We start from the raw sequence: 11806 nt of genomic DNA, 5'->3' as shown, positions 1-11806 counted from the left end.
TCAGTCGAAACGCGTCATTTTCCCATCGTCCGCCTTGGCTTGAAACGCGGCAGTGATATCGGCCTCAATGGTTCGTCCTAGTGACAGTTGGGGTAAGTTCTCCGGCGCAAAGAATGCTGCTTCGCTTGTTTCCGGCCCGGCTTCCGGGAAAGCCTCACCTGCGACGTCGCACAGAAGGTACAACTTGTAGAAATCTCTCACATCTGCAGGGTATGGATGTCGCGCTTTGTGGTGCACGGCATAAAGACGCCTTGCGTTAACGCGCAACCTTGCTTCTTCCCAAACTTCGCGCTCGATGTTTTCTGCTGGCGAGTTGCCGATATCGGCAAACCCGCCCGGCATCGCCCATTTTCCGTCGCAACGTTCGCGCACCAGCAAAATACGCCCATCGCAGATCACTGCGCCCCGAATGTCGATGCTGGGCGTAGCGCAGCCTGCCGCGTGTTCTGATATCAATCCGTCGATCCGCGACAGTGGTACACGCCCCAGATCGGCCAACATGGTGCGGGCGATAATTGCGATTTCGTCATAACGTTCGCGGTCGAACGGATCTTTTGTAAAGTGCTGGCCGGTTTCGGCCAGCGCCAGCAATCGTTTTGCCTGAGCAAGCCAGGTATCCTCCATCGCTGTCGGATCCTGGTGCATGGATTACCGCCGCCGGTCGCGGCGCGAGCTCATCGGTTGGAACGCCACGCCCACATGCGCCTCGCAATAGGGTTTGCCCGCTTCAACCGGCAGGCCGCAGAACCAGAAATCCTCGGTCGCAGGGTCGCCGACGGGCCATTTGCAGGTCTTCTCGGTCAGTTCCATCAGCGTCAGCTTCTTGGCCTTTTTCTCGACCTCGTTGACCTTGGCCAGCGCCTCGGGGCTGATTTCGTTGGCTGAAGGCTGCGGCGGCAGCGGTTGTCCGGCCGGGATGATCTGGCGGCGCGCCGGAACGGCAGGCTTTGCCTCGGCGGCCGGGGCAGGGGCCGGTCGCGCGGGTTCCGTTTTGGGCGCGGGCTTTGGCTTGGCCTCGGCCTTGGGCGCGGGTGCCGGCTTTTCCTTGGGCTCGGCCTTGGCGGGCGAGCCGCCGGTTGCACGGTTCGACAGACCCAGGCGGTGCACCTTGCCGATGACCGCGTTGCGGGTTACGCCGCCCAGTTCTTTGGCGATCTGGCTGGCCGACTGGCCCTCGCCCCACATCTTCTTGAGCAGTTCTACGCGCTCATCAGTCCAGGACATGCGCTTCCTTTCAAAAAAGGGGAAAGCGGCCCCGGATTCGGGCCGCCTTCGAAATTCGTCTCAGCACCCTATTCTAATCACTGCGTCCCGAGTTACAAGCGGTTCTCGAATCAGGATGAGGGCAGAAGATGCAGATTACCGCAGATCACAGTGAACGCCGTTTCGGAGCGGTCAATTGGATGGGTCTGTACACGTTGGCCCAGCGTGAAACGCTGCGGTTTTTGGCGGTCTGGACCCAGACGCTTTTGGCACCGCTTGTGACGGCTGGGCTGTTCCTGCTCATCTTCAACATCGCCATCGGTCCCGGGCGACCAGACGTGATGGGCGTGCCGTTTCTGACCTTTTTGGCGCCCGGCATCATGATGATGACGGTGATCCAGAACGCTTTCGCCAATACTTCGTCGTCGATGGTGATTGCGAAGGTTCAGGGCAACATCGTCGATACGTTAATGCCGCCTTTGTCGCCGCTTGAGATCCTGCTGGGCTATCTGGCCGGTGGCATCGTTCGGGGCGTCCTGATCGCCTGTGTTGTTGCGGCGGCGCTTGCGCTGGTTTTGGGCATCTACCCGCAAGACCCTCTGATCGCATTGGTTTTTGTTGTATTGGGTGGAGCGTTCATGGGCGCGCTGGGTCTTTTCGCCGGGATTTTTGCCAACAAATTCGACCAGATGGCGGCGATCACGAACTTTATCGTGACACCCTTGGCGTTTCTGTCTGGTACGTTCTATTCGGTGCAGGCGCTGCCACCGATTCTGAACCGGCTGAGCCATGTGAACCCGGTTTTCTATCTGATTGACGGGTTGCGTTATGGAATGATCGGGGTGTCCGACAGCTCTCCCTGGTTGGGGATCGCGGTGTGTACCGGCGCGACCGTTTTGGTTGGCGCGCTGACCTGGCAGATGTTGCGGACCGGCTACCGCTTGAAGGCCTGAGTAGGGATGGCCGTTAGGCCCTACGCGCCCGCGCTTCGCGCCAAACAAGGATTAGCCCGCCCGTCAGGATGATGACCGATCCGATCATGCTGATGCCGTCTGGGACAACCCCGAAAATCGCGAAATCGTAGAACGCTGCGAAGATCAGCGTCGCGTAGCTGATCGGTGCCACGAATGAGGCATCCGCCCGCGCCATACCGTTCACAAAACACGCCTGCGCGCAGGCCATCAGCACCCCAATCGCGACCAGCGCTGCCCATTGTTGTGGTGTTGGCATTTGGAAAACAAAGCTGACGGCGACTGAGGCGATCGTCAGGCCCATTGCGTTGTTGATCAACAGAATCTGTATCGGAATCTCACGTCCCGAGAGCTTTTTGATAAAAATCAGCTCCATTCCAATGATCGCCGCAGCGGACAGAGCCAGCAACGCAGCGGGTTGAAAACTGGCGGGTGTGGGTCTGAGAAGGATAAGCGCGCCAAGCAAGGCGACCGCAGCGGCGAGCCAGCGCCAAGGACCGACGCCCTCTTTCAGCAAGGGAATCGCCAAAACCATCGCGAAGACAGGGTTCAGGAAAGAAATCGCCGTCGCATCCGAAACCGGAATGAATGCGACCGAGGCGAACATCAGTGTGATCCCCGCCCAGCCAAAGCTGGTTCGCCCGATATGCAGCCCCCAATGCGGGCGTTGCAGGCGCGGGCGCAGGATGCCTACGGCAGAAACGATCACCACAAAAGCAAACAGGAATCGTCCGTGGCTGATCTGCATCGGATGCAACGCCGGTCCTAGTGTATCTGTTCCCAACGCCTTGGCCAGCAGTGTGGTTCCGGCCAGCAGGGCACTGGCTGCGGTGATCAACACGGCCGCAAGCGGCGGGTTATGGGTCTTGGCGACAAACATAACGCAGCGGTGCGCCAGCGCCGATAAAATGGCAAGGATCAAATGCCCGACGCGACAAGTATTTTTGCGGCTTTCCAATTTCAGGGTTTTCAGGGGCGCGGCATCTGGCTATACGGCCCGCATGATCAAAACCGCACATATCCTGCGAGTCCGACGCCGACGCATTGCCGCGTAACCGGCCTCTTTGATCTGTTTGCGCTGTCCAAATCGGCGCATTTCCCACCAAATCAGTTGACGAACATGGGCCACGTGTATCACTCACAAGGCTCAAACTATCTGAAAAGGATGATCCGATGATCCCGTCCGTTCTGCCGACCTACAACCGTGCGCCCCTGACTTTCGTAAAGGGCGAAGGCGCCTGGCTGACCGAGGCGGATGGCCGACGTTTCCTGGACCTTGGGGCCGGGATCGCGGTGAACGCGCTGGGCCATGCCCATCCCGCACTGGTCAATGCGCTGACCGAGCAGGCGCATGCGCTTTGGCATGTCTCGAACCTGTATCACATTCCGCAGCAACAGGCGCTGGCGGACAAACTGGTCGAGCATACCTTTGCAGACACGGTGTTCTTCACGAACTCGGGCACTGAATCCTGTGAGTTGGCGGTCAAGATGGCCCGCAAGTATTTCTATGACAAAGGTCAGCCTGACCGGGTCGAGATCATTACCTTTGACGGCTCGTTCCACGGCCGGTCCTCGGCTGGTATTGCGGCTGCCGGGTCGGAAAAGATGACCAAGGGCTTCGGGCCGCTATTGCCGGGTTTCGTACACGTTACGTTCGGAGATCTCGACGGTGTCACCAACGCGATCACAGACAAAACTGCCGCAATCATGATCGAACCTGTTCAGGGTGAGGGCGGTATCCGTCCCGTACCCGATGCGGAACTTAAGGCGCTGCGCCAGATTTGCGATGAAAACGGACTTCTTCTGATCCTGGACGAGGTTCAGTGCGGCGTAGGCCGGACCGGCAAGCTTTTCGCTCATGAATGGGCAGGGATCACGCCCGACATCATGATGGTCGCCAAAGGCATCGGCGGAGGTTTTCCGCTGGGCGCTGTTCTGGCCACCGAAGAGGCTGCCAGTGGCATGACCGCAGGCACACATGGCTCGACCTATGGCGGTAACCCGCTGGGCTGTGCTGTGGGCTGCGCGGTTATCGATCAGGTGGCTACGCCCGCATTCCTTGAAGGCGTAAACCGCAAGGCAGGGATGCTGCGTCAAAAGCTGGAAGGCCTGATCGCCGACCACCCCGATGTTTTTGAAGAGGTGCGTGGTACCGGCCTGATGCTGGGCTTGAAGTGCAAAGCCCCTAACATAGACATGGTCAATGCCGGTTATGACAATGAGGTCATCACCGTTCCTGCAGCCGACAATGTGATCCGCCTGCTGCCACCGCTGACCCTGACCGAGGACGACATCGCCCAAGCTGTAATCCGGCTTGAGAAAGCGGCCGCGCAGGTCGAACAGTCGATGACCTCTGCCTAAGATACACTCGAATAAAAAGTGAACTGAAATGAACCATTTCCTGGATATCCACAAAACCGACGCGGCCGATCTGCGGGCCATGATTGATCAGGCGGGCGCAATGAAACAGGCGCGTCTTGGTCGCCCCAAGGCGGCGCTGGACGATGAACAACCGCTTAAGGACCGGATGGTCGCGCTGATTTTTGAAAAGCCTTCCACCCGGACCCGCGTATCGTTTGATGTGGGTGTGCGGCAGATGGGCGGCCAGACGATGGTGCTGTCCGGCAAGGACATGCAGTTGGGCCACGGCGAAACCATCGCAGATACCGCCCGCGTCTTGTCGCGCTATGTCGACATGATCATGATCCGGACCTTTGACGAGACCATTCTTACCGAGATGTCGGAATATTCCGACGTTCCGGTCATCAACGGCCTGACTGATCGTACCCATCCCTGCCAGATCATGGCGGATGTGCTGACGTTCGAGGAACACCGCGGCCCCATCGCGGGCAAAAAGGTGGTCTGGACTGGTGATGGCAACAACGTCTGCGCCTCGTTCCTGCATGCCGCTGGTCAGTTCGGGTTCGACCTGACCTTTGCCGGACCGGCTCAGTTCGATCCGGAAGAAGAGTTCATGGGCTTTGCGCGCCAGAAAGGGTCTAAGATCGTGGTCGAACGCGACCCGTTCAAAGCGGTCGAGGGGGCCGATCTGGTAGTCGCGGACACATGGGTCTCGATGCACGATTCCCAGTCCGCGAAAGAGCGCCGCCACAATCTGTTGCGGCCTTATCAGGTCAATGCCGAGCTAATGTCGCACGCCAAACCGGATGCACTGTTCATGCACTGCCTTCCTGCGCACCGCGAAGAAGAAGCCACGTCCGAGGTGATGGACGGCCCCAACTCGGTCATCTTTGACGAGGCAGAAAACCGTCTGCATGCGCAAAAGGCTGTAATGCGTTGGTGCCTGGGCGTCTAAGCCCGACGCCGCACATCCCATACACGCAGTTTGGCGAGCGCCCGAACGCTCGCCAATACGACCAGTGCGCAGAGCGCCCATTTGGTCATGATTTCCATTGTGCCTTCGATCAGCAGGGCATGCACGACGCTGCCGACAATGGTCACCGCCGCAAGGCTTGTATGTCCCAACCTCCAGACCCGGAACCGTAGGCCCAATCTCTGACGGGCAAAGCCCAGCAGCGCGACGCCGAAAGCAGCCCACATGGCCGTAACGCCCCACGCTGAAAACGGTGTCGGGGACACAAACAAAAGCGCGTCGATCACGTCAGGCGGGCTGGTGACCCACAAACCGCCGACATGGATCAGGATCGCCGCGACCAAAGCCAGACCACACCAGCGGTGCCAGTGGCGACTGGTCACCGGGGACAAACCCGGCAACAAACGCGCGGCAAGCAAGGGCTGCATCAATAGCAGACACATCGAGATCACCCCCGCAAAACCGGCTACGATGTAGACCGGTTCACGCCAAGCGAGCAGCGGGCTGTTCGCCGCCGCCACGATCGGCACGGCCACCGCCAGGATCACACCGGTCCAAATTGCCAGATTTCGCCGCACTCCGGTCAGGCGGGCTGCAGCACGAAATGCGCAGCTAAGGTCTTATCCTTGGAGCTGGCCATGATCGGACGCAGGAACACCGTTTCGAACTCGCCGCTGTCATAGGCCAGATGGCCATGCGGTTGCCCAAACGCGGGTACGATCTGGGGCATTTCCAGCCGGAACTCTCCGTTCGCATCGGTGAGAGTTGCTCCGTGGCTTTGGGGGTCGCGCTCGTGCCCTTCGGTGGTATGCGCCCAAATCTGGATGCGCTGACCGGGCAGGGGAGCTCCGTCACCGGCTCGCCGAACTGTGCCTGTCATCCAGAACCCACCGCCACCGATCCGATCCACGATTGGCGCGCCGGGGCGATAATTGTTGGACCCGCCGCGCATCGACGGGGTCGGGGCCACACCTTTGGCGCGTGCAGGCACCATCAGACCTGTTGCACCGGTTGCCAGCGCAGACGCACCGGTCACAATCAGAGAACGACGAGAGAACGTAACACCGGTCATGCAAACCTCTCAGTTTCACGCGTTAGAAGATGCCGCGACAGGGTCGCGCATCAGTTCGCGCTAAAGATAGCACGATTGGATTGCATTCCGAGGGGCAGTGGGGTCGCTCGGCAAAATTGTGAATTCCTTTGACGATGGCCCGGCCCCGATGCAATCCTGAACCCAGTCATTTCCTGTCAGGAAGGTCTGCGCCATGACTGCCGAAGACGCTGTATCAGACGACGACATCCGGGCCTTCCAACGTGACGGCGCCGTTGTCTTGCGGTCGAAGTTTTCGGAAGACTGGCTGGCGCGGTTGCGCGAAGGTATCGATGCTGATCTGGCTCAGCCGACCGACAATTTTACCCGCCATACTAAAGACCCGAGCGCACCGGCGTATTTCGAGGATTTTTGGGCGTGGAACAAGATTCCGCAGTTTCGGGATTTCGTTCAAAACTCGCCCTGCGCCGAGCTGGCGGCCCAATTGCTGGGCGCACCTTCGATCAATTTGGTCATGGACAATTGGTTCCTGCGCGAGGCTGGGTCTACCTCTCGCCCGCCATTCCATCAGGACCTGTCGTATTTCGATTTCGAAGGCACCATGTGCGTGTTGTGGCTGCCGCTCGAGCCGGTCAGCAAGGACAATGGCATCGCCTTCGTCAAAGGCTCGCACCTGTGGGACAAACTGTTCATGCGGGTGCGGTTTGCAGATGGGCATCCCAGCTATGAACCTACCGAAGTCGCCGGGCAGACCTATCACCCGCCGCCGGACGTCAATGCCGATCCGGATGCGTACGAATTGCTGCAATGGGATATGGATCTGGGTGACTGCATCTTTTTTGACATGCGAACGCTGCATGGGGGGCTGTCCTCGGTCACCCCGACCGAAACTGTGCGCCGCTTTACGCTTAGGATGACAGCTCCGGATGGGGTCATCCGGTATCGTGGCGATTGGGCCAAGGATGAACGGGCGCAGTTCGAGGCCGCCGGTTACAGTGAAGGGGATCGGCTGGACGGGGATTTCTTCCCCAGACTTTGGCCGCGCGCCTAATTTCGTCTGCGTCTCGCCCGCACCAAGTCTGTGCGTCTGTGCGAATTGAAAGCGTAAAATACGGATTATATCCTGCATGTATGAACGAAATGCGCATGTCATGGGAGAGAAGGCATGAGTTGGAATCCGACCCACAACCCCGAATGCAAGTCCGAAAACGCATCGCTGGAAACGCTGATTATCCCACGCGCCCGCGATCTGGGCGGGTTCGAAGTGCGGCGCGCGTTGCCCTCGGTCAAACGTCAACTGGTCGGGCCGTTCATCTTTTTCGATCAGATGGGACCAGCCGAGTTCATTACTGACGGCGGCATTGATGTCCGCCCGCACCCACATATCGGTCTGGGCACCGTGACCTATCTGTATCAAGGCGAATTCGAACACCGGGACAGCCTGGGCACTCATCAAATGATCTATCCAGGCGAGGTCAACTGGATGGTTGCCGGCCGGGGCGTGACCCACTCGGAACGCACCAGCGAGGATACGCGGGGCAAACGGCATAGCCTGTTCGGTATCCAAACCTGGATCGCTCTGCCCGAAGCGCATGAGGACATGGCCCCCGATTTTGAACACCACAAGCAGGGGGCGCTGCCCCATATTCAGGACACGGGCGTAAGCGCGCGGCTGATCCTGGGGTCTGCCTATGGTGAGACCAGCCCGGTGACGATGCTGTCCGAGACTTTCTATCTGGATGTCCAGCTTGAACCCGGAGCAGCATTTCCTTTGCCGGACAACCACGAAGATCGTGGGGTCTATGTCACCCAAGGTTCGGTCGAGATTGCTGGCGATACGTTTGATGAGGGTCGCATGATGGTGTTCCGGCCGGGCGATCATCTGTCGGTCAAAGCAGGACCGACGGGCGCGCGCCTGATGTTGTTGGGCGGAGCCACGTTGAACGAGGATCGGTACATCTGGTGGAACTTTGTGTCCTCATCGAAGGAAAAGATCGAAAACGCCACCCGTGAATGGAAAACGGCTGATTGGGCCAACGGGGCGTTCCACCTGCCACCGGGTGACGATCAGGAGTTCATTCCGATCTCGGAAGAACTGGAGCGCACAAGCCCAAGACTTGCACGCTGACCAAGCGTCAGGAGGCCTTGTTCGGAACCGCGATACCGGCAATCCTCGCCATCAGGGGAGGATCACCATGAAAATCGTTATCGCAGGTGCTGGTAGCATTGGTTGTTATTGTGGGGCCTTGCTGGCGGATGCAGGCCATGCGGTCACCCTGTTGGGTCGGGCCCGAATTCTGGATCCTATACGTGACAGCGGCTTGACCATCACCGATTTCTCGGGCTTGCGTCGGCATGTGAAGGCTGAAAACCTGACGTTGTCCGAAAGCCCGGAGTGCTTGTCCGAGGCGGAGGTTGTGATCGTCGCCGTCAAGGCTGCCGCGACGGCAGATATGGCTGGTGAAATCGCACGGTTTACTCCGCCGTCGGTCCCTGTGTTGTCCTGGCAGAACGGCATGGAGAACGCCCGAGTACTGCGCGAGGCCTTGCCCGAGCATGACGTACGCGCCGGGATGGTGCCGTTCAATGTTGTCCCCCCCGAACCCGCTTGCTTTCACCGTGCAACGTCAGGAGAGATCGTGATCCAGTCTGGCCCCGGCGGTTTGGGGCAGGCTCTCAGTTCCACCGAGCTGCCTGTGATCGAAAGCGATCAGATCGAAGCCGTGCAATGGGGCAAGCTGGTCATCAACCTGAACAACGCGTTGAATGCCTTGTCGGTAATGACGTTGAAAGAGCAACTGATGGACCGCAATTGGCGTGGCCTCATGGCAGATCAGATGGTCGAGGCCCTGACGGTGCTGCGTGCTGCGGGTCTTCCGGTGGCCTCGACCACTCCGTTGCCCGCCTGGATAACGCCACATATCCTGCGCCTTCCGACGCCACTGTTTAGCAGGATCGCTGCGCGTATGCTGACCATTGATCCCAGCGCACGGACGTCGATGGCCTATGATTTGATGGCCGGTCGCGTGACGGAAATCGACAGCCTGCAAGGCGAAATCATTCGACTTGGGGCCCAGAACGGTTGCCCTACGCCGATCTGCGAGAAAGTGCACACGCTGATCGAGGGGAGGCCGGACAAAAGCCTGACACCGGACCAAATCCGCCCCTAATCAGGTAAAGGCAGTCAGCATCCAAAAGATAACCGCCGACATGGTCGCCGCAGCTGGAACCGTTATGACCCAGGCCGCAACAATGGTCATGAAATGCGACCGGCGCACCAGCTTGCGGCGGCGATACTCTTCCACAGCCAAGCGGTGATCGGACGAGCGTTGGCGGTTGGAGTTCGTCCGGCGTCGATTCTGGTGCCATTCCCGATAGAACCCAACGCCAAATACAGCGCCCACTGCGATATGGGTCGAGCTGACCGGCAGCCCCAACCAGCTGGCCACAATAACCGTAATTGCCGCCGACAGTGCCACGCAGAAGGCGCGCATCGGGTTAAGCTTGGTGATTTGACTGCCGACCATACGGATCAGCTTGGGGCCAAACAGGAACAGGCCGAACGAAATGCCAAAGGCCCCGATTACCATCACCCAGGTTGGGATGGTCACTTTGGTGGCGAAATCTCCGAACTCGGCCGCGTGCACGATCGCGGCCAGTGGCCCAACCGCGTTGGCCACGTCATTGGCGCCGTGAGCAAAACTCAGGAACCCAGCAGAGATAACCAGCGGCAAGCCAAACAGTGTTTTCAGCGATTTGGTTCGGTTCTCAAGCCCTTCGGATTTGCGGCGCACCCATGGAACTGTAATCGACCAGACCAACGCGCCCGAGGCCAGACCGATCAGCAAAGCCATCTCCAGATCGACTTTTACAAGTCGCTTGAGGCCTTTGACGGCCAGATAGGTGGCGAACGCTCCGGCCATAACGGCGACCAATATCGGTACCCAACGGCGCGCAGCCGCGATCTTGTCGTCCTGGTTCTGGATCTTCGCTTTGATCAGCGCCAGAAACCCTGCCGCAATCACCCCGCCCAGAACGGGTGAGATCACCCAGCTGGCCGCGATTGCGCTCATCGTACCCCAGCTGACCGCGCTCAGGCCTGCTGCCGCGATCCCGGCCCCCATTACGCCGCCCACGACCGAGTGCGTAGTCGAGACAGGCGCGCCTACCCACGTGGCCAGATTGACCCACATTGCCGATGAGATCAGCGCTGCCATCATTGCCCAGATAAAGACGTTGCTGTTCTGAACCGAGGCGGGGTCGATGATGCCCTTGGAGATCGTCGAAACCACGTCTCCTCCGGCCAATAACGCCCCGGCGCTTTCGGCAACGGCCGCGATGGCGATCGCGCCACCCATGGTCAGGGCATTTGCGCCAACTGCGGGGCCCATGTTGTTGGCCACATCGTTTGCACCGATATTGATGGCCATATAGGCCCCAAAACCGGCGGCCGCGATCACGATTAATCCGCCTTCTGCCTGGCCAAACAAGACGGCCGCGGTCAGGCCTGCCAACGCGATGAAGGCAAGCGCGATACCGGGCGCCAGCATCGGGCGCGCGACGTGAACATTCGCGTGCTCAATGCGCGAAATACGGTGCAGGTCGCTGTCCAGCGCCTGCCAGCGGTTTTTTTGGTTTGCGTTCGACATAGGTTTTTGAAGGTGCCTTGATTTGACAGGCGCACTTAACGGCTGGTCGAAAGTGTTGCAACCAGCCTCACGGAACTTTGTTGGAAATCTGTTACAATTGCCGCAGCAATGCGCTCAGCTCCGGCTCATCCACCAGATCAGCAGCTTTTTTGGGGGGAAACCACTTGCGATTGCGTTGGTCGACCTCGGGGAAGTCATCCGCGAGCTCTGCAACATCCACACGGTAAACCGTCGCTCGGACCGGTACGGCGGATCCGTCATTCAAGCGTTTGTCATAGCTGTAATGGCCGATGGGGTCGCGATGCAGCTGCTGCGGGCGAACCCCGGCTTCTTCCCACGCCTCTTGCAGAGCGGCCTCGGCCCCGTCCTTGCCGTCCATGGGCCAGCCTTTCGGAATAACCCAGCGGCCGGTATCACGGCTGGTGATCAGCAAAACCTCTTCGCCATTCTCACCGTCACGCATGCACAGGGCTGCAAACTGCACCCGGTGTGGGCGCAGGATAAAAGGCCGGGCGACCTCTTCCCACATATTTCGCAGCCATGTCGTCATCGGTTAAGCAGTATTTCGCGTTTCCAAAAGTAAAGTGACGCGTCTTAA

Annotated in this window: 13 protein-coding genes; 6 read left to right on the top strand and 7 right to left on the bottom strand. The window is 59.3% G+C overall.

Annotation, left to right across the window (positions count from 1 at the left end; all coding sequences use genetic code 11):
* Complete coding sequence (locus tag GOV53_RS08660) at nt 1–645, bottom strand: NUDIX hydrolase (RefSeq protein ID WP_217361245.1); 645 nt, start codon at nt 643–645, stop codon at nt 1–3.
* 3 nt (nt 646–648) lie between these two features.
* Nucleotides 649–1224, bottom strand: coding sequence for a GcrA family cell cycle regulator (locus GOV53_RS08655; protein ID WP_170426647.1), 576 nt, complete (start codon nt 1222–1224; stop codon nt 649–651).
* A 128-nt stretch (nt 1225–1352) separates the two neighbouring features.
* On the opposite strand from GOV53_RS08655, the gene GOV53_RS08650 reads away from it, so the two are divergent.
* Nucleotides 1353–2156, top strand: a complete 804-nt coding sequence (locus tag GOV53_RS08650) for an ABC transporter permease (RefSeq protein WP_170465447.1) — start codon at nt 1353–1355, stop codon at nt 2154–2156.
* A 13-nt stretch (nt 2157–2169) separates the two neighbouring features.
* Here GOV53_RS08650 and GOV53_RS08645 read toward each other — a convergent pair whose 3' ends face one another.
* Nucleotides 2170–3054, bottom strand: a complete 885-nt coding sequence (locus tag GOV53_RS08645; protein ID WP_170465445.1) for a DMT family transporter — start codon at nt 3052–3054, stop codon at nt 2170–2172.
* A 293-nt stretch (nt 3055–3347) separates the two neighbouring features.
* Between GOV53_RS08645 and GOV53_RS08640 the strand changes: the two genes are divergently transcribed.
* Nucleotides 3348–4535 (top strand): aspartate aminotransferase family protein, encoded by a 1188-nt coding sequence (locus GOV53_RS08640; protein WP_170465443.1) that lies wholly within the window; start codon nt 3348–3350, stop codon nt 4533–4535.
* 28 nt (nt 4536–4563) lie between these two features.
* Nucleotides 4564–5490: an ornithine carbamoyltransferase gene (gene argF / locus GOV53_RS08635; protein WP_170465441.1), complete on the top strand. Its 927-nt coding sequence runs from the start codon at nt 4564–4566 to the stop codon at nt 5488–5490.
* Here the strand turns inward: argF and GOV53_RS08630 are convergent.
* Nucleotides 5487–6086: a ferric reductase-like transmembrane domain-containing protein gene (locus GOV53_RS08630; RefSeq protein WP_170465439.1), complete on the bottom strand. Its 600-nt coding sequence runs from the start codon at nt 6084–6086 to the stop codon at nt 5487–5489. The two genes, argF and GOV53_RS08630, sit on opposite strands and share 4 nt — an antisense overlap.
* Before the next feature lie 5 nt (nt 6087–6091).
* Nucleotides 6092–6580, bottom strand: a complete 489-nt coding sequence (locus GOV53_RS08625; RefSeq protein WP_170426642.1) for a twin-arginine translocation pathway signal — start codon at nt 6578–6580, stop codon at nt 6092–6094.
* A 193-nt stretch (nt 6581–6773) separates the two neighbouring features.
* Between GOV53_RS08625 and GOV53_RS08620 the strand changes: the two genes are divergently transcribed.
* The 3 genes from GOV53_RS08620 to GOV53_RS08610 all read left to right on the top strand — a co-directional run bounded on the left by GOV53_RS08620 (nt 6774) and on the right by GOV53_RS08610 (nt 9729).
* A complete protein-coding gene (locus GOV53_RS08620) occupies nt 6774–7610 on the top strand; it encodes a phytanoyl-CoA dioxygenase family protein (RefSeq protein ID WP_170465437.1) in 837 nt (278 codons plus the stop codon).
* Nucleotides 7611–7724: 114 nt separating this feature from the next.
* A complete protein-coding gene (locus GOV53_RS08615; protein ID WP_170465435.1) occupies nt 7725–8687 on the top strand; it encodes a pirin family protein in 963 nt (320 codons plus the stop codon).
* 67 nt (nt 8688–8754) lie between these two features.
* Nucleotides 8755–9729 carry a 2-dehydropantoate 2-reductase gene (locus GOV53_RS08610; protein WP_170465433.1) on the top strand — a complete coding sequence of 325 codons (975 nt, stop codon included), beginning with the start codon at nt 8755–8757 and terminating at the stop codon, nt 9727–9729.
* On the opposite strand, the gene GOV53_RS08605 is transcribed toward GOV53_RS08610, so the two are convergent.
* Both GOV53_RS08605 and GOV53_RS08600 read right to left on the bottom strand, forming a co-directional pair.
* Complete coding sequence (locus GOV53_RS08605; protein ID WP_170465431.1) at nt 9730–11208, bottom strand: inorganic phosphate transporter; 1479 nt, start codon at nt 11206–11208, stop codon at nt 9730–9732. It lies immediately after the preceding gene.
* Nucleotides 11209–11299: 91 nt separating this feature from the next.
* Entirely contained in the window at nt 11300–11758 is a 459-nt protein-coding gene (locus GOV53_RS08600; RefSeq protein ID WP_170465429.1) for an NUDIX hydrolase, read from the bottom strand.
* Nucleotides 11759–11806 lie beyond the last annotated feature (48 nt).

It is taken from the genome of Ruegeria arenilitoris (assembly GCF_013035315.1).
GTDB classification, from domain to species: Bacteria; Pseudomonadota; Alphaproteobacteria; order Rhodobacterales; family Rhodobacteraceae; genus Ruegeria; species Ruegeria arenilitoris_D.
This window is presented reverse-complemented; position numbering and strand designations above follow the sequence as displayed.